This is a genomic window from Exiguobacterium sp. SH0S2 (genome assembly GCF_004337185.1).
Taxonomy (GTDB): Bacteria; Bacillota; Bacilli; order Exiguobacteriales; family Exiguobacteriaceae; genus Exiguobacterium; species Exiguobacterium aurantiacum_A.
On sequence record NZ_SJVB01000001.1, the window covers coordinates 400,483 to 422,448 of the forward strand.

17 protein-coding genes are annotated in these 21,966 nt (G+C 51.9%); all 17 read right to left on the reverse strand.

The window, feature by feature from the left end; translation table 11 throughout:
• Positions 1-50: 50 nt before the first annotated feature.
• The 17 genes from EVJ21_RS02100 to infB all read right to left on the reverse strand — a co-directional run bounded on the left by EVJ21_RS02100 (position 51) and on the right by infB (position 21,960).
• Complete coding sequence (locus EVJ21_RS02100) at positions 51-1,010, reverse strand: ABC transporter permease (protein ID WP_071399634.1); 960 nt, start codon at positions 1,008-1,010, stop codon at positions 51-53.
• The gene (locus EVJ21_RS02105) at positions 1,007-2,071 is read right to left on the reverse strand and encodes an ABC transporter permease (RefSeq protein ID WP_131465249.1); all 1,065 of its coding nucleotides are present in this window, start codon (positions 2,069-2,071) and stop codon (positions 1,007-1,009) included. Before EVJ21_RS02105 ends, EVJ21_RS02100 begins: the two co-directional genes overlap by 4 nt.
• A complete protein-coding gene (locus EVJ21_RS02110) occupies positions 2,068-3,594 on the reverse strand; it encodes an ABC transporter ATP-binding protein (RefSeq protein ID WP_131489828.1) in 1,527 nt (508 codons plus the stop codon). Before EVJ21_RS02110 ends, EVJ21_RS02105 begins: the two co-directional genes overlap by 4 nt.
• A gap of 61 nt (positions 3,595-3,655) precedes the next feature.
• Complete coding sequence (locus EVJ21_RS02115; RefSeq protein WP_131489986.1) at positions 3,656-4,741, reverse strand: BMP family lipoprotein; 1,086 nt, start codon at positions 4,739-4,741, stop codon at positions 3,656-3,658.
• 131 nt (positions 4,742-4,872) lie between these two features.
• Positions 4,873-5,592 carry a GntR family transcriptional regulator gene (locus tag EVJ21_RS02120; protein WP_016510124.1) on the reverse strand — a complete coding sequence of 240 codons (720 nt, stop codon included), beginning with the start codon at positions 5,590-5,592 and terminating at the stop codon, positions 4,873-4,875.
• Between the two features lie 404 nt (positions 5,593-5,996).
• Positions 5,997-8,186, reverse strand: coding sequence for an FtsK/SpoIIIE family DNA translocase (locus tag EVJ21_RS02125; RefSeq protein ID WP_131489829.1), 2,190 nt, complete (start codon positions 8,184-8,186; stop codon positions 5,997-5,999).
• A 61-nt stretch (positions 8,187-8,247) separates the two neighbouring features.
• Entirely contained in the window at positions 8,248-9,915 is a 1,668-nt protein-coding gene (locus EVJ21_RS02130; protein ID WP_131440220.1) for a ribonuclease J, read from the reverse strand.
• Between the two features lie 96 nt (positions 9,916-10,011).
• Positions 10,012-10,665 (reverse strand): M15 family metallopeptidase, encoded by a 654-nt coding sequence (locus EVJ21_RS02135; protein ID WP_070327457.1) that lies wholly within the window; start codon positions 10,663-10,665, stop codon positions 10,012-10,014.
• The gene (locus EVJ21_RS02140) at positions 10,662-11,915 is read right to left on the reverse strand and encodes a lipid II:glycine glycyltransferase FemX (protein WP_131489830.1); all 1,254 of its coding nucleotides are present in this window, start codon (positions 11,913-11,915) and stop codon (positions 10,662-10,664) included. The genes EVJ21_RS02135 and EVJ21_RS02140 overlap by 4 nt, the downstream gene beginning before the upstream one ends.
• Positions 11,916-11,918: 3 nt before the next feature.
• A complete protein-coding gene (locus tag EVJ21_RS02145) occupies positions 11,919-13,397 on the reverse strand; it encodes a UDP-N-acetylmuramoyl-L-alanyl-D-glutamate--2,6-diaminopimelate ligase (protein ID WP_131440226.1) in 1,479 nt (492 codons plus the stop codon).
• Positions 13,398-13,463: 66 nt separating this feature from the next.
• Positions 13,464-14,681, reverse strand: a complete 1,218-nt coding sequence (locus EVJ21_RS02150) for a M16 family metallopeptidase (protein ID WP_131489831.1) — start codon at positions 14,679-14,681, stop codon at positions 13,464-13,466.
• Between the two features lie 50 nt (positions 14,682-14,731).
• Positions 14,732-16,948, reverse strand: coding sequence for a polyribonucleotide nucleotidyltransferase (pnp, locus tag EVJ21_RS02155; protein WP_131489832.1), 2,217 nt, complete (start codon positions 16,946-16,948; stop codon positions 14,732-14,734).
• Positions 16,949-17,080: 132 nt separating this feature from the next.
• Positions 17,081-17,350: a 30S ribosomal protein S15 gene (rpsO, locus tag EVJ21_RS02160; protein WP_015881433.1), complete on the reverse strand. Its 270-nt coding sequence runs from the start codon at positions 17,348-17,350 to the stop codon at positions 17,081-17,083.
• A gap of 124 nt (positions 17,351-17,474) precedes the next feature.
• Positions 17,475-18,401 carry a bifunctional riboflavin kinase/FAD synthetase gene (locus EVJ21_RS02165; RefSeq protein WP_131489833.1) on the reverse strand — a complete coding sequence of 309 codons (927 nt, stop codon included), beginning with the start codon at positions 18,399-18,401 and terminating at the stop codon, positions 17,475-17,477.
• A gap of 15 nt (positions 18,402-18,416) precedes the next feature.
• Positions 18,417-19,331, reverse strand: coding sequence for a tRNA pseudouridine(55) synthase TruB (truB, locus tag EVJ21_RS02170; RefSeq protein WP_370259110.1), 915 nt, complete (start codon positions 19,329-19,331; stop codon positions 18,417-18,419).
• A 46-nt stretch (positions 19,332-19,377) separates the two neighbouring features.
• Positions 19,378-19,722, reverse strand: coding sequence for a 30S ribosome-binding factor RbfA (gene rbfA, locus EVJ21_RS02175; RefSeq protein WP_016508272.1), 345 nt, complete (start codon positions 19,720-19,722; stop codon positions 19,378-19,380).
• 18 nt (positions 19,723-19,740) lie between these two features.
• Positions 19,741-21,960 (reverse strand): translation initiation factor IF-2, encoded by a 2,220-nt coding sequence (gene infB, locus EVJ21_RS02180; RefSeq protein ID WP_070327463.1) that lies wholly within the window; start codon positions 21,958-21,960, stop codon positions 19,741-19,743.
• Between the last annotated feature and the right edge of the window lie 6 nt (positions 21,961-21,966).

The window sequence follows — 21,966 nt, forward strand, 5'->3', positions numbered from 1 at the left end:
CTTAAGCGTCAAACAACCTTGGCAAAACGAGACATATGTCCTTTCCCTCGTCAGCGCTTCCCTTTAATATACGGGATACCAACTGATTTCGGAGCGTCCGCTCGTCCGACGACACCTGCTAGGGCGAGGATCGTCAACGCGTACGGCGCGATCAAAAGCAATACTTGCGGTACGTTATTGATGACCGGCAAGTTACTGCCGATGATCGACAGCGCTTGGGCGAACCCGAAGAATAAACCAGCGCCTAGGGCACCGAGCGGGTTCCATTTCCCGAAGATCATCGCGGCAATGGCGAGGAAGCCTTGTCCGACGATCGTCGTCCCACTGAAGTTGGTCGTAACCGTGACGGCATAGACCGCACCAGCCAAACCACCGAACGCACCTGAGAGCATGACGCCCATGAAGCGCATCTTCGTGACGTTGATTCCCATCGTGTCCGCCGCCATCGGATGTTCACCGACTGAACGAAGGCGAAGACCGAACGGCGTCTTGAAGATGACGAACCAGACGACGAACGCGAGGATGATCGCGATGAACGACGTGTATTGGACGTTGATAAAGAACATGCGGAGCACCGGGATGTCCGACAGAATCGGCACGTTCTCTTTGGCGATCCGATACTCGATGAAATCGGTCTGGCCTTTGTTGTAAAGAACCCGAACGACGAAGATGGCGAGCCCGACAGCGAGCATGTTGATCGCGACACCGAGAACGGTTTGGTCAGCCCGCCAGAGGATGGCAGGAACGGCCAAGAATAGCGAGAACAGCGCGCCGACGACCATGGCGATCAACAGTGAGAGCCACGGGCTGAGCCCGCCAAATCCCATATCGGTCAATGTGAGCGTGACGATGATTCCCGTCGCCGCACCGATGACCATGATGCCTTCTAGAGCGATGTTGACGACACCCGAACGTTCACTGAAAATGCCGCCGAGCGCCGCGATGATGAGTGGAGTCGCATAGGCTAACGCAACCGGAACGACGATGTAGAGTACTTCTAAGAAGCTCATTTTTTCTCCACTCCTTTCTTACGGTTTCCTTTAAGTTTTTCAATCACATAGTTCAAGGCGTATCCTGACGCCACGAAGATGACGATGGCGGCAATGATGACTTTGACGAGTTCAGACGGGATGTTGGCCCCGAGTTGCATCGCAAGTCCGCCGATGTTGAGACCTGCGAACAAAATTGCTGCCAGGAAGACACCGACCGCCGTGTTCGCACCGAGCAGGGCGACAGCGATCCCGTCGAATCCGACGCCGGTGAACGACGCGCTAAGCGTCATTCCGTTGAACGTCCCGAGACCTTCCATCGCGCCGGCAAGTCCGGCGAACATTCCAGAGATGACGAACGAGAGAATGATGTTCCGGTTAACGCTCATCCCCGCATACTGCGAGGCGTGTTTGTTAAATCCGACGGCACGAAGCTCATACCCGAGCGTCGTCCGTTGTAAGATGTAGTAATAGACGATCGCTGCGAGCACGGCGATGAGAATACCCCAGTGCAGACGCGAGAACGTCGTCAATTCTTGTAGCAACGGTGAGGCGAGCGAGGCCGAGTCTTTAATATCTTCGGTCCGTTCGTTCGTCACACCGATGACGCTACGCAAAATCGCGTTCGTCGTGTAGAGGGCGATATAGTTCATCATGATTGACGTGATAACTTCATGGACGTGGAACTTGGCTTTCAAGAAACCAGGAACGAACGCCCATAGCGCTGCCGCGAACATGGACGCGAGAAGCGCGAGCGGCAAGTGAATGAACATCGGCAAGTCAAAATTGATCCCGACATAAACCGCTGCCACCCACCCGATCAAGACTTGACCTTCGACCCCGATGTTGAACAGTCCGGTCCGGAACGCGAACGCGACGGCCAAACCTGAGAAAATGAGCGGTGCTGCCGCACGGAGCGTCTCACCGATCGCATACGGGCTGCCGACCATGCCGCTGAAAAGTGATGAGAACCCTTGGACCGGGTTGTAACCACCGATGAGCATGACGATCGCACCGACAAGTAGTCCCATCAAGATCGACAAAAGCGGGATGAGAAGTCGATTATATGCTAGCTTGTTCATACTGTTTCTTCCCCTCTCTTACCGCCGGCCATCAAGAAGCCAAGCTCTTGCTCGGTCGTTTCTTTCGGATCGCGAATCCCGACGATCTTTCCTTCGTATAAGACGGCGATCCGGTCGGAGACGTGAAGGATTTCTTCAAGCTCGAACGAGATGAGCAGGACGGCGCGTCCTTTCTCCCGTTCTTTAATGAGTTGCTCGTGAATGAATTCGATGGCTCCGACATCGAGCCCCCGCGTCGGTTGCGCGGCGATCAACAAGTCTGGTGACCGGTCGACTTCCCGGGCGATGATCGCTTTCTGTTGGTTACCGCCAGATAGAGCACGGGCTGGCACGTCGATCGACGGAGTTCGGACGTCAAACTTCTCAATTAACGCTTTCGCTTTCTCAGCGACGGCTTTATAGTTCATCAAACCACGCTTTGAGAACGGTTCTTTATAGTACGTTTGGAGCACCATATTGTCACGGATCGAGTAGTCGAGGACGAGTCCGTGCTTGTGACGGTCTTGTGGGATGTGCCCGACACCGGACTCTGTCACTTTACGCGGCGTGAATCCGGTCACGTCTTTCCCGTTCAATAAGATTTTACCTGCTTCAGGCTTTTTCAGACCTGAAAGCGCTTCAATTAATTCAGTCTGACCGTTCCCGTCGATCCCGGCGATACCGAGAATCTCTCCAGAACGAATTTGTAAATCCAAGCCCTCGACGACTTTCAGTCCGCGGCTGTCTTTGACGACGAGCTGTTGAACGTCGAGTACGACTTGCTGTGGATCTGCCTTGGAATATTCCGCATCAAAGTTTACCTCACGCCCGACCATCATCTCGGCTAAGCTATCTTCATTCACGGTCTCGTCGACTTCGACGGTACCGATATAGCGTCCGCGACGAATGACCGTACAACGGTCGGCGACTTGCATGATTTCTTTTAATTTATGCGTGATCAAGATGATCGATTTGCCTTCTTCAATGAGACGCTTCATGATTTGAATGAGTTCTTGGATTTCTTGCGGCGTCAAAACAGCGGTCGGCTCATCAAAAATCAAGATTTCAGCCCCGCGGTAAAGCGTTTTTAAAATTTCGACACGTTGTTGCATCCCGACCGAAATATCCTCGATTTTGGCATCAGGATCGATGCGAAGACCGTATTGTTCCGAAATGTCCATTACTTTTTTACGAGCCGTCGCCCGGTCGACCGTCAATCCACTTCTCGGTTCAGACCCGAGAATGATGTTCTCGGTCACCGTGAACTTCTCGACGAGCATGAAGTGTTGGTGTACCATACCGATTCCGAGATCATTGGCGATGTTCGGATTTTCAATATTCACTTTCTCCCCGCGCACTCGAATCTCTCCACCTTCTGGCTGGTAGAGACCGAACAAGACGTTCATTAGCGTTGATTTCCCGGCACCGTTCTCGCCGAGCAGCGCATGAATCTCGCCTTTGCGAAGTTGGAGGGTGATGTTGTCGTTGGCTACGAACGTTCCGAACTCTTTGCGAATATTGAGCATTTCAATTACATATTCCAAGAAAGTCCACCCCTAACTTTAAGTAAAGGGAGACCGCATGGGTCCCCCCTAACTTAATGAATTATTTTACTGTTTTCATGAACTCTTCGAACTCAGCGTCAGTAGCTGGAGCCGTGATGTCGCCGTCAATCAACTGCGTGCGGTATTCCTCAACTTTTGTGAGGACGTCAGCTGCAACGTTTTCGCTTGATGTTTCAGCGATACCTACACCATCATCTTTCAATGAGAACTCAACGATTTCGCCTGCTGGGAACTTATCTTCCATTGCGAGTTTCGATACTTCGTAAGTTGCCGTATCAACACGTTTGACCATTGAAGTAAGGGTTACGTTTTCAGGAAGTCCTTCTTCGTACTGGTCACGGTCAACGCCGATGACCCATACGTCTTCGCCGTTCTTCTTACGGTTTTTCGCTTCTGTGAAGACACCTACACCCGTTCCGCCTGCTGCGTGATAGATGATGTCAGAGCCTGCTCCATACATCCCTGAAGAGATTGCCGTTCCTTTTTCAGCCGAGTTGAAGTCTTCAGCGTACTTGACGTCAATTGTCGCGTCTGGGTTGACGGCCATGACGCCCGCTTTATATCCATTTTCGAACTTTTTGATCAAGTCTGACTCGACGCCGCCGATGAAACCGACTTTGTCCGTTTTCGTTGTGAGACCTGCGACGACACCGACGAGGAACGAACCTTCTTGTTCTTTAAACGTGATCGACGCGACGTTCGGTGCGTCAACGACCATGTCGACGAGCGCGAAGTTGTTGTCTGGGAACTGCTCGGCAACTTTCTGGATATCTTCACCCATCAAGAAACCGATACCGTAGATCAAGTTGAAGTTATCGCGTGCCAATTGTTGCAAGTTTGGCTGATAGTCCGCTTGTTTTGAAGATTGAAGATATTTGAAGCCTTCGTTTTCAGTCAAGTTGTTGTCTGCTCCGAACTTCTGAAGACCTTCCCAAGCTGATTGGTTGAACGATTTGTCGTCAACGCCGCCTGTATCAGTTACCATCGCGACTTTGAAGTCGCTGCCTTCTCCGCCTTCGCCATTTGAAGAAGTACCTTCGTTGTCATCCCCACCGCATGCTGCAAGTACTGTTGAGAGCGTGAGACCTGCTGCTAAAGCTGAAAGAATCGTTTTTTTCTTGTTCATCATCGTCGTGTTTCCCCTTTCGGATCATAACAATTAAGGTTGTCATGTCATCAGTCGTCTTTACACCGGTATAAGAAAGCGCTTTCACGCAATTACCCAAAAATAACTATTTCCGCTTTACAAGAACTTGCTTAGACGCGTTTACGAACGACGTGGAAGTCGAAGCGGTCCGCTCGGAAAAAGTTTGCCGAATCGAGCAACGGTAAATCGCTCTCATCGTAATGCAGTTGTTTTAAAGCGAGTAACGGTTGGTCCGTTTGAAGTTGGGTCGAGATCTCTGAACTCACACTCGGTTCGATGTGCGTGATCGCGTATGCGACCCGACGTCCTACCTCTTTTTCAAGCGCATCGAATAACGACTTTCCTTCTGTCAACGCTTCAGGATTAGAGACGAGATGGGCTGGAATTTTATCCACACAGTAAACGACCGGTGTTTCATCTGCATAACGAATCCGGACAATCCGATAAATCGGTGAGTTCGGTTCAATTTTCAGACGCTCGGCTTCTCTCTCTGTCGCTAACACTTTTTCGGCCACCAATACTTTTGTTCCTGGTGTCATCTTGGCGCGCATGATCATGTCCGTGACACTGAACAGTTCCTCGATCCCAGAAGTGAATGGGGGTTTTGAACTGATGAATGTCCCGACACCATGTTTCCGCACGACAAATTTCTCGTCTTCGAGAATACGAAGCGCTTCTCGGAGCGTCGCTCGACTGACTCCTAGTTGCTTCGACAACTCGAATTCTGAAGGAAGTTTCTCTCCTTCACGATAGACACCATCGTCGATATCCTGCTTGATTTTCTCAATCACGCGAAGATAGAGCAAGCGATGATCGAGCTTGATCGACATGGGCCTCACCACCTTTACCTATTTCTTACCAGTGCTCAGACATCTGACGTATGAATGTCCTTGCCAATTCTAAGTATAGGGATTCCGTAAAAAGAACGCAATACTTTTTTGTTCGGAATCAAGGAAATGTTTTAAAGCCAAGGGATTATGTATACCACTTAGTCTATATTACCTGTTCTACGAGTGTTTGAAAAGAAATCGTAAAATGAAAACGGTATTAAAAAATGAAAGCGTTTCAACGTTTTCAGTAGTATGTCTCAATAGGTCATATAGTCCAGATGTGCTATATAACTTCTACTGTACATGTTTATCCGACGCGAGGTAACTGAATTGACGATACTTTTAAAAATAAACAAAAAACGAACTATTTCGAACGCATTCGTCCTTATAGTTCGTTTTTCGTATTATGCATCTTGTTGGTTAATGAGTACTTTCCGTGGCTTCGATCCTTCCGAAGGACCGACGTACCCTGCTTGTTCGAGCGAATCAATCAAGCGGGCCGCCCGGTTATAACCGATTCGGAATCTTCGTTGAATCATCGAAGTCGACGCCGTTTCTTGCGTCAAGATGAATTGGACGACTTCTTCGAATAATGAGTCGTCCGAGTCGATCGTCGTCACTTCTTCTTCTTTTGGCATCATCGCCTCGACGTACTGGGCCCGCTGCTGGGCGATGACATGGTTGACGACCGTCTCGACTTCCTGATCGGATACGAACGCCCCTTGGACGCGTACCGGCTTGTTCATTCCGTTCGCAAGCATGAGCATATCACCTCGCCCGAGCAGCTTCTCAGCCCCCCCGCCGTCGAGGATCGTTCTTGAATCGGTCGCTGACGAGACCGCGAACGCGATCCGTGATGGGATGTTCGCTTTAATGACACCCGTGATGACGTCGACGGATGGACGTTGCGTGGCGAGCACCATATGGATACCGGCCGCTCGTGCCATCTGGGCGAGCCGCATAATCGCGTCCTCGACGTCGTTTGAGGCGACCATCATCAAGTCGGCCAACTCATCCACGATGACGACGATGAACGGGAGCCGTTTAGCGTCTTCGTCCTCTGACTTGTCGACGAGGTCGTTGTAGCCCTCGATGTTACGGACACCGTAGCGGCTAAACAGCTCGTAGCGGCGCTCCATCTCGGCAACGACTTGCTTGAGCGCTTGAGCCGCTTTTTTCGGATCCGTCACGACCGGCGTCAATAAATGCGGGACGCCGTTGTAGACGTTCAACTCGACCATCTTCGGGTCGATCATCATGAGGCGGACTTGATCTGGCCGCGTCCGCATCAAAATAGACACGATCATCCCATTGATACAGACCGACTTCCCGGAGCCGGTCGACCCTGCGACGAGTAGATGAGGCATCTTGTTCAACGCGATCGTGACCGTCTCACCGCTAATACTGCGACCGAGCGCGACGAGGAGCGGTGCCTCATCGCGTTTGACAGGCTCCGCTTCTAACACCTCACGCAGACAGACCGGCGCGACTTCTTGGTTCGGGACTTCGATGCCGATGGCCGCCTTCCCTGGGATCGGTGCTTCGATGCGAATGTCTTTGGCGGCAAGTGCGAGTGCGAGATCATCACTCAATGAGGTGATCCGGCTCACTTTGACGCCGATGTCCGGTTGCAGCTCGTACTTCGTGACAGTCGGACCGAGATGGATTTTGAGCACTTTCACCCCGACGCCGAACGACTTGAGCGTTTGGACGAGTTTCGTTGCGTTCGCCTTCAATCGTACGTTCTCTCCTGACAAGTCGGTCACGACCGGTTCACTTAAAATCGTGAACTTCGGCAATTCGTATGTCGCAGACACGTCCTGAGCCGCTGTCATCATCATGTCCTCGGTCGGGATATCTGATACGACCTCGCTCTTCACGGTCTCGTCAGACACTTTCTGACGCTTCTCGGCGTCGATGGTCTCACTAAACCCGACAATCGGAATATCATGCATGACGACGGCGTCCGCCTCGGCCTCCACTTCTTGAGGCTTGGGTGTTGATTCGGACGCGCGTGCGTCGACCCGCTTCTTCTCAGTCGGTTTCGGTTTGGCGGGTGTACGTTCTCGGTCACGCCATTCTTGTTTAATCGCAACGAAACTTTCGAGCAACCGGTTCCCGATTGTCCGCCAAATCGCCGGAGACAGAAGCGAGACACCGACGACGAGGCTGATGATGCCAAGGAAGATAATCCCGAAGTCCGATAGCAAGTATTGGTTCAATCCGTAGAGCGCCCCGTTCACCACTCCCCGTTCCGTTCCCCACACCATGTCCCCGAACAATAGGAAGGACACGAACAGCAGGAAGATGCCGGCTCGTTGGATCGGACGGAAATCGTTCAAGAATACAAGCAAGATGAATGCGACGATTAAATATGTGAGTGCACCCCAGCCCCCAAACAGCGTCGTCGCAAACGTCGCTGTCTGAGTCCCGACCCAGCCGAACTCGAACAGCGAAAAGATGAACGCGATCATCGACAAAATAAAGCCGGCCCAACCATATGTACGAAGTGGGATTGGCTGTTTCCGCTTACGGTTCCTCGTCGTCGGTCGCGGCTTACGCTTCACCGGGGTCTTTCTCGTTTTTTGTGCCAACTTCTATTCCTCCTAAAAAAAGAGGCAAAAGTCAGATGACTTTTGCCTCGATCTCAATTCTTTAAATTTCCATGATGATCGGCAAGATCATCGGACGACGTTTCGTCTGTTCAAACAAGAAGACGCTGAGTCGCTCGCGGATATTTGATTTCAATTCGGTCCAATCACTTCCAGCTTCGAGACTCTTCTCAATCTGTTTCGTGACAATCCGGTTCGCTTCTGAGATCATCACTTCTGATTCGCGCATATAGACAAATCCACGCGAGATGAGTTCAGGGCCTGAAATCAACTTCTTCTGTTTACGGTTCAACGTGACGACACAGAGGACGACACCATCTTGCGACAAGAGGCGACGGTCGCGGAGAACGATATTCCCGACGTCCCCGACACCGATTCCATCGATCAAGACGTTGCCGGCAGGAACTTTACGGCTCATCCGGGCTTTACGGCCCGTGAACTCGACGACGTCACCTTTCTCGACGATAAAGATGTTACTTGAATTGATCCCGACCTGTTGGGCGAGTTTCGAGTGGGCCATCTGCATCCGGTACTCCCCGTGAATCGGGAGGAAGTATTTCGGCTTGACGAGGTTGAGCATGAGCTTGAGCTCTTCAGCCGAACCGTGACCGGATACGTGCACTTTACGCTGGTTATAGATGACGTTCGCACCAGAACGGAATAAGAGATCGATCGTTTTCGAGACCGATTTTTCGTTACCCGGAATTGGCGTCGCCGCGATCACCACGGTATCATTCAAGCGAATATTCACTTGTTTGTGGGCGTTACGCGCCATGCGCGTCAAAGCCGCCATCGGCTCACCTTGTGAACCGGTCGTCAAGATGACGACTTTATCGTCCGGCAAACGGTTCACTTGCGAGAGCTCGACGAGCGTCTTCGGCTTGAAACGAAGGTAGTTCAATTTTTGTGCGACTTCGACGATGTTGACCATGCTGCGTCCAACGACTGCGACTTTACGGTCGTTCGCCTCGGCTGCAGCAAATACTTGTTGCAAACGATGAACGTTCGAAGCGAACGACGCGACGATCACACGCCCCTCGGCTTGATAGATCACATCGTTTAATTCAGCACCGACTAACGATTCAGACCCTGTTTGGCCTGGTCGTTCCGCGTTTGTTGAATCTGACAATAAACAGAGCACACCGCGCTGACCGATGGCTGCTAACTTGTTAAAGTCAGACTGCTTCCCATCGACCGGCGTGTAGTCGAATTTAAAGTCGCCGGTATGAACGATCGCGCCTTGTGACGTTTGAATGCAGACACCGACACAGTCAGGGATTGAATGGTTGACGCGGAAGAAAGTGATGAAATGATCAGCGATAGTCAATTTCGTTTTAGCGTCAATCAATCTAAGGTCGACTTCTTTCAGTAAGCCCGCCTCTTTTAACTTGAGCTCGATTAAACCGAGCGTCAATTTCGTCCCGTAGACCGGGACATGCTTCAAGTCACGGAGTACGTAGCTGAGTCCACCGATATGGTCTTCGTGACCATGGGTGATGAAAATAGCGCGTACCCGATCTTTGTTTTCTTTTAAATACGTAATGTCCGGGATGACGATATCAATCCCGAGCATCTCATCGCCTGGAAACATAAGGCCGGCATCGATGACGAAGATGTCGTCGTCTAGTTCCACGACGTACATGTTCTTCCCGATTTCGCCTACGCCACCAAGCGCAAAGACGCTAACGTTCTCAGTCTTCTTCTTTGACACTAACAAAAACCTCCTAGATGATTCATATTCTGTTTCGTCCACTTATCGCTACTGAATATTGTATCGGAAAAAACGCTTATATGCCACCATTTCCGTTCAATCGACTAGAGGTTTCATCACATCCGCGAGCGGCATCGTCGCTTTAGTGTCCGGCCGCTTGCCAGCTGCGAGCTGTCGAACCGATAAGCCGAAGTCCATCTGCAAGTGAGGATAGTCCGGAAAACTTCTCCAATCCCCACCCCATTCGAAGCCGAGTGCTTTTCCGAGTTCACCGAGTTCTTGCCAATCGGGTTCCCCCGACTTATTGTGATCTGCTTTCAAATCGTAGTCGGCCCGGTTATCGTGGATGATGACAAAATCGACCGCGAGTCCATAGTTATGATAACTTTGTCCCGCCTTGGCGTTCGTCACGACTTGCCCTGGTTTCGAGCGTCCTTGCGCGTAAAGCGCATTCTGTTCATCGGCCGAACGATAGCCTGACGTCAAGCGGACTTCAAGCCCGAGACATGAATACGCCAGTCTTACGAACGATTCGCCACGATCACGCACATGAGGATGCAAGTTGGCAAACGCCTTGTCACTACGGTCGACAATCGTTTGTTCCGAGCGCGGGCTCCGTTCGCACATCCCGGCTTCGAACGTCGGTTCATCGACCCAAGGCATTGGTCCGGGCCGCGAGAACGTATACGCCAAGAAGATCCCAATCAAAAACGCCGTCATCGCAAACGTCAAAACGCCTGACCATTTCATCTTCTTAACCGTTTACGGAGTCCTTTGACGAGCGGTAATCCTGTCTCGAGGGCAAAGTAGAGCGGCCGGTTCAAGACGAGGTCGAACTCGCCGACTTTCTCGATTTGATCGCTGCCCCAGCCCGATTTAAACGCATACAGGCCCGCATATTCATCGTCCGGCTCCGTACTGCCCGATACACCACCGAAATCATAGCGCTCGGCACCGCTTGCCTTGGCAGATTGCATCATCGTCCATTGCATCAGGTGGTTCGGCATGAACTCCCGAAACTCGTTCGAGGAAGCACCGTATAAGTAATACGAGCGGCGGCCGGCGAGCGTCAACAAGCCGCCCGATAACACGAGACCGTCCGGATAGCTGGCATGAAGCTGTTCGAGTTCCGGCAAGGCCGCTTCAGCTTTCACGAGTTGATCGCGCGTCTGTTTCTGACGATTCGACAAACTGATCCGTTTTTTCTCGACCGTTTCTTTTTCCAAAGACCGTTCGATCTTGTCAAGATCCCGTTTTGCTTTGTCGAGCGTCGCCATTTGTTGATCGAGCGCGAGTTTCGGTTCAAGTTTCGTCAAAAATAAACGAGCGTCATTCGGCTGCAGGCAATCGTATAAGTTCTCGAAGTAATCGAGCCCGCGAATGGCGAAGCCGTCACGCTCACCTGTGACTTTCATCAGTTCGGCGAACGTTTTCAAGCCGTCCCGACCGACTTCAGTACAGACAATCCCTTTACGCTCGGCAAGACGGACATTATAGCGAAACTTATGATGGAACTTGGCGAAAATATCTTTCTCGCTCGGACGGAGGTCCGTCTCCATCGTGAAACGGGGTTGGGCATAGTCAAAGCCGCCGCCGTACCCTTTATGTGTAAAACCGAGGCTAGACATTTCCGTAAGTAAGCCCGGTACTTCGTCCCGGTCGATGTTCGGATCGATTTTGATGACGATCGCCTTTTTCATTTTGGCGACGCGTTTCGCTTCCTCGGTCAAGGCACGCAATGATGCCACGTCATCGTAATCGACGACGAAACCGCGCGGTGCGTAACAAAGCGTGAACGGTAGCTTTGGCACTTGTTTGAATAAAAGAAGCGCCACTCCTGTCGTCTCACTATTTGTAGCGACGGCAATCCGCTCAGCGGACCAACCATTTTGTTTTTTGACGTCTGCCCAACTCGAAAGTTGGAGCAAGTCGCCGCGGTCGTGTGCTTTGACGAAATCGTCATGCTCTGTCTCTGTCAAGGTAATCGGTTGTACTGCCATAAATCAAGATTCCTCCGTATTTAAAATTGTCGCCCGGACGATCGCTTCCTCATCGAGCGGGATTTTCTCGTTACCGATGATTTGGTACTTCTCATGTCCTTTACCGGCCAACACGACGATATTATCCGCTTTGGCTAGACGTGCGGCGTAAGACACCGCTTCTTCACGGTCGCCGATTTCAACAAAGTTGTCATGGGTCATCCCGGCGGCAATGCCGCTCGTGATCGAATCATACGCCTCAAAACGTGGATCATCCGTCGTGATGATGACGGTACCGGCATATTTTGAGGCCATCTCGCCCATTGTCGGGCGTTTCGTCACATCGCGATTCCCGCCTGTTCCAATCAAGAAGACGATGTTCTCTTTAGGGACACCGACAAGCGACTTCAAACATTGCTCAATCCCGTCCGGTGTATGGGCATAGTCCGCATAGACGTTATACCCAGGCACGTCGAGTCGTTGCATCCGTCCCTTGGCCGGATGAATCGATTCGAGCGCTTGGATGATCTCAGGTAAACTGTACCCAGCCGCGAGCAGGCAACCCGTCGCAAGCAACAGGTTGTATACGTTGAAACGTCCGATGAACTGGACCGTCACCGGCAGACTGACTCCTTGATAGTTGAGACGGAAACTCGTGTCTGACAGTGTCTGAACGATGTCTGACGCTGTCACATCCGCCATTTCGTCGATGGCGTATGTGATGACACGAGCACCCGTCATCGTCTCGTAAAGCTTGCTGTACGGATCGTCCGCATTCAAGACGGCAACTTTGTCGCGCGACGCCATCTGTCCGAGTTGGGCGAACAGCAAACCTTTGGCCCGCGCATAGTTTTCAAACGTCCCGTGAAAATCGAGATGGTCGTGTGTCAAGTTCGTGAAACCGACGATGTCGAAGTCCGTTCCGATGACACGACCTAGTTCAAGTCCGTGTGATGACACTTCCATCATCACATCGGTAACCCCTTCACCGCGCATGCGAGCCAGCAGCTGCTGAAGCTCAGAACTTTGCGGCGTCGTGTTCTTGCTCGGGACGACCGTATCGTTAATCCGGACCTCGACCGTACCGATCAATCCGGTGCTATGTCCAAGCTTTGATAAAACGTCACGTAAAATCGTCGTCGTCGTCGTTTTTCCGTTCGTCCCCGTGATACCGAACAGACGCATCTGTTCAGACGGATAGTTATAAAATGCCGACGCTAATAAGCCGACCGTACGCGAACTATCGCGCACGAGCAGGTTTGGGACGCTGATGTCGAGCGGGCGCTCACTGACGACCGCGACCGCCCCTTTACTCACCGCTAAGTCAGCATAGTCGTGACCGTCGACGGTGTAGCCTTTAATCGCGACAAACAGCGTTCCGGGTACGACTTCCCGTGAATCGGTCGTGACATGGGTCACGTTGATGCCCTCTATAGTTGGTTGATTAATCAATTGTATCTTGGTTACTAAATCCGTTAAGTTCAAGTCTTTCCCTTCTTTCACCTGTATCCTGTCCAATGTAAAGAATACCTCTTAATCAGTGTAGAGAACTTACAATCTGGTTTCAAGTCAGTCTTCGGACGGAAGAACATATGATTTTGCCGGGACGTGCCCGAGCAGCTCCCGAATCAAGGCGTTAACTTCATCGGTTTCGATGCGGTCGATTTTATTGAGCACTTCGTCCAAATCCTCGACTTCGTCAAGTAAGACGAGGTTACGACCGTTCCGGTTCATTCGGGCGCTCGTGCTTTCGTTGCCGAGGACGAGCGAACCTTTCAACTGGCGTTTGCCTTTAGCGACTTCTTCTTCGGTTAACCCCTGCGCCTTGAGCGCTTCAAGTTCACGCTCCATGATCGTCTCGACTTGAGTGAGCGTTTCCGGTGACGTCCCGATATAAATCGTGAACGTGCCATGGTCAACGAACGTCGTATAGTACGAATAGATCGAGTAAGCTAACCCTTGCTCTTCACGAATCGATTGAAACAGCCGCGACGACATCGTCGCACCGATCGCGTTGTTTGCCAGCGCCAGGTGCGGGAGCCGGTCGTTCGTTGCCGAAATCGCCTCGAAATTCCAACAGAGGTGCGCCTGCTCCGTCTCTTTATGCTTTTTCAATACATCACTGTATAGAACCGGAATCGTCGATTCTTTCGGTGATTCCCCTGATGGGAGTTCCGCAAACCTCGACGTGACCGCTTCGACCAGCTCGTCGGTCACATGACCGGCGATCGAGACGACGACGCGATTGCCTGTATACATTGATTCGACGTAACGCAGCAATTGATTGCGAGAGAAGCTGAGCACGCTCGCTTCCGTCCCGAGAATCGGCTTCGCTAATATATCGTCACGGTAGACGGCATAGGCGAGCAACTCATGCACGAGGTCTTCCGGCGTATCTTCGTACATTTTAATCTCTTCTAACACGACCCGCTTCTCTTTTTCAAGCTCAGTCTCATCAAAGACTGAATGGAACAACATGTCGGCCAGTGCGTCGAAGGCGATGACAGCATGTTCATCGAGCGTCTTGACGTAGTAGCATGTATGGTCTTTTGAAGTAAAGGCGTTCACACTGCCGCCAAGTTCATCAAAAAATGAAGCGATTTCTTTCGCCGTTTTTGTTGTTGTGCCTTTGAACAACATATGTTCGATCAAGTGGCTGATCCCGATCTCATTGTCTTCCTCGGTCCGTGTCCCGGCTTTGATGAATACACCGGTCGATGTACTGCGGACGTCTGCCATCGGTTCGACCACGATGCGGACGCCATTCTTTAAGGTAATCCATTCCATTTTATCACTCCTATGAAAAAGGCCATCGCACCAGACGATGGCCAAAATAATTAGTTTGTTGGTCTTGACGGACGACGGTCTCCGTCACGACGCGGAGGACGGCTGTCACGTGGCGGACGGCTCTCGCGTTGTGCTTTACGTTTCGCTTCATACGCTTCTCGCTCTTCCGGAGAAAGCCCTTCGACAATCAACGTTTTATGCGAGGCGTTGACGCGGCCTTTATCGTCAATTTCTGTGACTTTGACTTTGATCGTGTCACCGAGCTTGACGACGTCTTCCACGTTGGCGACGCGGTCGAGGCTGAACTCAGAGACGTGGACGAGCGCGTCTTTGCCTTTGAACAACTCGACGAACGCGCCGAACTTCTCGATCCGACGGACTGTCGCGTCGAACACTTCGCCGACTTCGACTTCACGGATGATATCACCGATGAGTGTCATCGCCATGTCGATACCTTCTTGATCGGTCGAGGCGATGAACACCGTACCATCCTGTTCGATATCGATTTTGACACCGGTTTGATCGATGATGCTGTTGATCATCTTACCACCAGGTCCGATGACGTCGCGAATCTTGTCTGGATTGATTTTCATCGTGACGATCTTCGGTGCATACTTCGACAACTGTGGACGCGATGAGTCAAGCGTTTCGAGCATATGGTTGAGAATGTGGAGGCGGCCTGAACGAGCTTGTTCGAGCGCTTCTTCCAAAATCTCACGCGTGATGCCGGCGATTTTAATGTCCATCTGCAACGCTGTGATCCCGTCTTTCGTTCCAGCGACTTTGAAGTCCATGTCGCCGAGATGATCTTCGAGACCTTGGATGTCAGTGAGTACTGTATAGTGTTTGCCTTCCATGATGAGACCCATCGCGATTCCCGCGACTGGTGCCTTGATCGGAACTCCGGCGTCCATGAGGGCGAGTGTCGAGCCACAGATTGAAGCCTGTGAACTCGAACCGTTCGACTCGAGCACTTCTGAGACGAGACGGATCGTATACGGGAAGTCTGCTTCTTTCGGGATGACCGGGAGAAGCGCACGTTCACCGAGCGCACCGTGACCGATCTCGCGGCGGCCTGGCGCGCGAACCGGACGAGCTTCACCGACCGAGAACGGCGGGAAGTTGTAATGGTGCATGAAACGTTTATTCTCTTCTAAGCCGATGCCGTCGATGATTTGAGCGTCACCGATGACGCCGAGTGTCGCGATCGACATGACTTGCGTCTGCCCCCGTGTGAACAAACCGACACCGTGCGCACGCGGTAACACGCCGACTTCTGACGCGAGTGGACGGATGACTTCCGGGCGACGGCCGTCTGGACGTACTTTATCGACCGTGATTAAACGGCGGACCTCGTCTTTGACGAACTTGTTCAAAATACCAGATACTTCTTTCAACTTGGCCGGCTCGTCAGCGAGACGCGCTTCGTACGACGCGACATACTTCGCGATGACTTCGTTGATCGCTTCGTCACGCGCGTGTTTCTCTTCGACTTGGACGGCAGCGTTAATTTCTGGACGAGCCGCTTCAAGCTCTTGTGACAACGCGTCGTCAAATTTAGAGACCGTGTATTCAAACTTCGGTTTCCCGACCGCTTCGACGATTTCCGTTTGGAACGCGACGAGCTTTTTGATCTCTTCATGACCGAACAAGATTGACTCGAGCATGACGTCTTCCGGTACTTCGTTCGCGCCTGCTTCGACCATGTTGATCGCAGTTGCCGTTCCGGCGACTTGAAGTTCAAGATCTGTCTTCTCGAGTTGTGCGACCGTCGGGTTGACGACAAACTGTCCGTCCACACGTCCGACCGTCGCTCCAGCGATCGGTCCGTCAAACGGGATGTCCGAGATCGACAAGGCGATCGACGTTCCGAGCATACCGGCCATCTCAGCCGAGCAGTCCGGATCGTTCGACATGACGTAAATCATGACTTGGATGTCGTGACGGAATCCGTCTGGGAATAATGGACGGATTGGACGGTCGATGAGACGTGACGTTAAAATCGCATTCTCACCAGGACGACCTTCCCGACGTAGGAAACCTCCTGGGATTTTACCGACCGAGTATAATTTTTCTTCATAGTTGACCGTAAGCGGGAAGAAATCTAAATCCTTTGGTCCTTTTGAAGCTGTGACCGCGGCGAGCACGACCGTGTCCCCGTACCGGACGAGTGCAGAACCGTTCGCTTGCTTCGCGAGTTGACCTACTTCTACAGACAGCGGACGACCGCCCCATTCTGTAGAAAAAACTTGTTTCGTACCTAACATGTACATTCTCCTCTCAAACCTTATCTAGTTTATTATGTAACTCATTCATATGTTTGTCTAATGATTTTCCTCCAAAAAAAGAAGAAACGGACTAGGAACGAGTGTCCCAGTCCGTCATTTGGCCCGTTCGGATTAACGACGGAGACCAAGGCGTTGAATCAATTCACGGTAACGTGTTACGTCCTTGTTACGAAGGTACGTGAGCAAGTTACGGCGACGTCCAACCATTTTCAAAAGACCGCGACGTGAGTGGTGGTCTTTCTTATGTGTGCGAAGATGATCGTTCAAAGTGTTGATTTGTTCAGTCAAAACAGCAACTTGAACTTCCGGTGAACCAGTGTCACCTTGTTTTGTCGCGTATTCCGCGATGATTTCGTTTTTACGTTCTTTTGAGAGTGCCATTGCCTCTCCACCTCCATTTAATAGAAAATTGCCGCGTTGCCGAGCCGTCGTTGGTGAATCGTCCAGCCAAGCGAAGCGGTGTACTTTGCGTACCAAACTAGAATACATGACCCCTGCTCCAAAGTCAAGATAGGATTGCCCGAGCCGCCGTCTCGTCTCGTTTCAACTGCTCGATCAGCGAATCGAGTCCGTCGAACGCCCGTTCATCGCGCAAATAGTGAACCCATTCGATTTCGAGCAACTGTCCGTACAAGTCCTCCGAAAAATCAAATAAATGACTTTCAATCGAGACGTCTCCGGTGTCATAAAACGTCGGCCGACGACCGACGTTCGTCATCGCATCAAACGTCCGGCCGTCTTCTAGGCGGACGCGGGTCGCATAAACGCCGAGCCGTGGCATGACATAAGACGCATCCATCACCATGTTCGCGGTCGGATAGCCGATCGTCCGCCCTCTGGCGTCACCATGGATGACTTCGCCACAGATGACGTAAGGCGCCCCTAACAGCTCACTCGCCAGGTCGACACTGCCTGCGCCAAGAAGTTTGCGGATCCGGGTCGAAGAGACTTTGTCGCCGTCACTCGTCTGTTCGGCGACGACGGACGTCGTGAAGCGTCCTCGGGCGTGGTAGGGCATCGTCTCCATCGTCCCTTCCCCGAATTTCCCGTACGAATAGTCAAATCCGGCCGTCACGTGCACGGCGCCCGCGCCGATCAAATAATCGTCGACGAACTGTTGCGGTGACAGTGATGCCAATTGCTTTGTGAACGTCAAGACGAGACAACGTTCGACACCGAGCGCGGCGATCCGCTGTAATTTTCGTTTGAGCGGCGTGATATAACGGACAGCATCCGCATTGTTCGACAGCACTTGTTTCGGGTGCGGATCGAACGTGACGACGGTCACGGGCACGTCAAGCTGCTCCGCGCGCTGTTTGGCGTGCTCGATCACGGCTTGATGGCCGATGTGAACGCCGTCGAAGAATCCGAGTACCATGACCGAAGGGACAAACTCTGGCGTCTCGGGATGTGTGAGATGTATCGTTTCCATACTTCAAATTCCCCCTTAGTCGATTGTCAACATGACCTCGACTGTTGCGTCTGTCGTTCCGTCAAGCCGTCTATAGAGGGCGAGCGGAATTCCTTCTTCATTATAGACAGTAAACAGTTCAAATTCGAGTGAGACGTCGTTTAAGCGCCCACCGTTGCGAATATACCGTTCCCGGTTGGCTGGAATGGTGATGGAAGGCCAACGTTTGATCACGTCCTCGAGCGGGATGAGCCGTTCAGCGCGTGCCTCGACCGTCTCTAACGCCGCGAGCTCCGCGAGCGTCACGGCGTCCCTTTCATCGAACGTGCCTGACCGTGTGCGACGCAGGTCGCTCATATGGGCCGGGTAACCGAGCCCTTCCCCGATTTGGACGGCAAGTGTCCGAATAAACGTGCCTTTTCCGCACTCGACATCAATGCGAAACCGGCAGACGCCGTCCTCGAAGACAGGTTCGTTCGTCCGTTCTAACCGGTGAATCTCGACGATGCGGCGCGGCCGTTCGACCGTCTGTCCTTTGCGGGCGTATTCGTATAGCTTCTTCCCGTTCACTTTGACGGCCGAGAAGTAAGGAGGCACCTGCTCGATGCTTCCGGTCAACGTGCCGAGAACGCGGTCGACTTCTTCACCCGTGAACGCATCAGGCGCGACATCTGTTTGCGCGACGACTTCGCTGTGTGCGTCTTCCGTCATCGTCGCCGTCCCGATCGTGACTTCGGCGACGTAGCGCTTGCCCTCATCGGTCAAAAACCGGGACAGTTTCGTCGCACGGCCGAAACAGATTGGCAACACGCCGGTCACTTCCGGGTCGAGCGTGCCGGTATGGCCAACTTTTTTCGTTTGAAACAGTTTGCGCAGCTTGAAGACGCAATCGTGGCTCGTCATCCCGCTGTCTTTGTCTAGTATTAAAATCCCTGTCGGTTCCACGTTCATTCCTCCATATCAAAAAAGGGGAGACACAAGTCCCCCCTTCAATTTATTAGTCTTTATTCAAATCACGGATCAACGAATCGATATGGCTACCATATGCGACCGAAGAATCGTATTCGAACGACAATTCCGGCGTCTTGCGGAGACGGATCCGGCTGCCGATTTCACGGCGGATGAAGGCGCTCGCCTTATCAAGACCTGCCTGCGTCTCAGCCTTCACGTCGGCGTCGTCTCCGAGCACCGTGTAATAGGCCGTCGCTTGTTGCAAATCTCCCGTCACGTCTACACTCGTGATGGTCGCGTTCTTTGTACGTGGGTCGTTGACTTCGCGTAAAAGGATATCTGTGATCTCTTTACGCATCTGTTCAGCAACACGTTGGGCACGAATGTTCATACGTGTTCCCTCCTCACTTTATTTACGTTCGACTTCTTTCATGACGAACGCTTCGATGACGTCCTCCACTTTGATGTCGTCGTACTTCTCTACTTTGATCCCACACTCGTAGCCTGTCGCAACTTCTTTGACATCGTCTTTGAAGCGGCGGAGCGTATCGAGTTTACCTTCGTACACGACGATCCCGTTACGGATGACGCGTACGCCGGCATCACGTGAGATTTTACCTTCAGTGACGTAACAGCCGGCAATCGCACCGACTTTTGAAACTTTGAAGACGTCACGGACTTCGACTTGTCCGATCACTTCTTCAACGAACTCAGGGTCAAGCATCCCTTTCATCGCGCTTTCGATTTCATCGATCGCGTTATAGATGATCCGGTGCAGACGCATTTCAACGTGTTCTTGTTCGGCCATTGATCGGGCGTTACCGTCTGGACGGACGTTGAATCCGATGATGATCGCGTTCGCTGCTGAAGCGAGGATGACGTCACCTTCTGTGATCGCACCGACACCTTGATGCACGATGTTGATCTTGACGCCTGCGACGTCGATTTTGCGGAGTGATCCAGCGAGCGCTTCAGCCGATCCTTGAACGTCTGCTTTGATGATGACGTTCAAGTCTTTGACTTCGCCTTCTTGAATCCGGCTGAACAAGTCTTCAAGACTGACTTTAGCCGATTCACGGCGCTGCGACTCGAGGTAACGTTGGTAACGTTTCTCTCCGATTGCACGTGCCTTTTTCTCGTCTTCGAAGACGATGAACTGGTCACCAGCTTGTGGGACATCGTTCAATCCTGTAATTTCGATTGGCGTCGATGGGCCAACTTCTTTCACACGACGACCGATATCGTTGACCATGGCCCGGACGCGTCCGAACGTGCTGCCGACGACGATCGAGTCACCGATACGAAGTGTCCCGTGTTGGACGAGAAGCGTGGCGACAGGACCGCGACCTTTATCGAGCTTCGCTTCGATGACCGAACCGCGAGCTGGCATTTCAGGCGTCGACTTGTACTCTTCGACTTCTGAAACGAGCAAGATCATCTCGAGCAACTCATCGATTCCCTCATCTTTCAAAGCAGAGATCGGTACGAAAATTGTTTCGCCGCCCCACTCTTCCGGTACGAGTCCGAATTCAGTCAACTCTTGTTTGACGCGGTCAGGGTTAGCCCCTTCTTTGTCCATTTTGTTGACGGCAACGATGATTGGGACGTTTGCCGCCTTCGCGTGAGAAATCGCTTCTTCTGTCTGTGGCATGACACCATCATCTGCTGCGACAACGATAATCGCGATATCCGTCACTTCAGCTCCACGGGCACGCATCGTCGTAAAGGCGGCGTGACCTGGTGTGTCGAGGAATGTGATTTTTTTACCGTTGATATCAACTTGGTACGCACCGATATGCTGCGTGATCCCACCAGCTTCGCCAGCGACGACTTTCGTGTTCCGGATCGAGTCAAGCAACGTCGTTTTACCATGGTCGACGTGACCCATGATTGTGACGACGGCAGGACGCTCAATGAGGTCGTACTCAGAGAAGTCGATTTCTACTTCTTCGAAGTCCGTCTCATCGATGATGACTTCTTTTTCGACTTCGAAACCGAATTCAGTTGCGAGCAATTCGATCGTCTCGTCATCGAGTGTTTGGTTGATCGTCGCCATGACGCCAAGACCCATCAATTTCATGATGATCTCGTTTGGCTTTTTATCCATCTTCGCCGCGAGATCCGATACGCTGAGGACATCCTCGTACTTGATGACGTTGCCCATTTCAGACTCTTGCGCTAAACGAGATGCTTTACGCTGGCTCGTTTTTGAATTAGGATCTGCTTCTAACGGGATTGCCGCTTTTGCAGGCTTCCCTTTAAATTTACCGCCGCGCTTTTTGTTGCGGTTATCGTTACGGTTGTTGCCGAAACGGTTGCCACCACGGTTGCCCGCTTGATTGCTCGGGGCGCTAGAAGTTTGTGGACGGGCTTTCGGTGCTTCTTTTTTCTCTGCTTCTTGTTTCGCAGCAGGCTTCGCTTCAGCCGGCTTCGACTCAGCAGGTTTTTCTTGCTTCTCAGCCGAACGATATTTCTCAGGGTTGAAGACACGGTCGAGTTGCTTGACCGACTCATCATCCAATACAGCCATGTGATTTTTCACTGACTTGTTCATCTTCTCGAGCTGAGTAATGACTTGTTTACTTGTTACATTCTGTTCTTTTGCAAATTCATAGACGCGTTTTCCCAAAGCATC

Excerpts from the sequence above, each read along its gene's own strand:
- EVJ21_RS02100 (WP_071399634.1), bottom strand. The coding sequence starts at position 1,010 with ATGAGCTTCTTAGAAGTACTCTACATCGTCGTTCCGGTTGCGTTAGCC.
- EVJ21_RS02105 (WP_131465249.1), bottom strand. The coding sequence starts at position 2,071 with ATGAACAAGCTAGCATATAATCGACTTCTCATCCCGCTTTTGTCGATC.
- EVJ21_RS02115 (WP_131489986.1), bottom strand. The coding sequence starts at position 4,741 with ATGAACAAGAAAAAAACGATTCTTTCAGCTTTAGCAGCAGGTCTCACG.
- EVJ21_RS02120 (WP_016510124.1), bottom strand. The coding sequence starts at position 5,592 with ATGTCGATCAAGCTCGATCATCGCTTGCTCTATCTTCGCGTGATTGAG.
- EVJ21_RS02135 (WP_070327457.1), bottom strand. The coding sequence starts at position 10,665 with ATGAAATGGTCAGGCGTTTTGACGTTTGCGATGACGGCGTTTTTGATT.
- EVJ21_RS02140 (WP_131489830.1), bottom strand. The coding sequence starts at position 11,915 with ATGGCAGTACAACCGATTACCTTGACAGAGACAGAGCATGACGATTTC.
- EVJ21_RS02150 (WP_131489831.1), bottom strand. The coding sequence starts at position 14,681 with ATGGAATGGATTACCTTAAAGAATGGCGTCCGCATCGTGGTCGAACCG.
- pnp (WP_131489832.1), bottom strand. The coding sequence starts at position 16,948 with ATGTTAGGTACGAAACAAGTTTTTTCTACAGAATGGGGCGGTCGTCCG.
- rpsO (WP_015881433.1), bottom strand. The coding sequence starts at position 17,350 with ATGGCACTCTCAAAAGAACGTAAAAACGAAATCATCGCGGAATACGCG.
- EVJ21_RS02165 (WP_131489833.1), bottom strand. The coding sequence starts at position 18,401 with ATGGAAACGATACATCTCACACATCCCGAGACGCCAGAGTTTGTCCCT.
- truB (WP_370259110.1), bottom strand. The coding sequence starts at position 19,331 with ATGAACGTGGAACCGACAGGGATTTTAATACTAGACAAAGACAGCGGG.
- rbfA (WP_016508272.1), bottom strand. The coding sequence starts at position 19,722 with ATGAACATTCGTGCCCAACGTGTTGCTGAACAGATGCGTAAAGAGATC.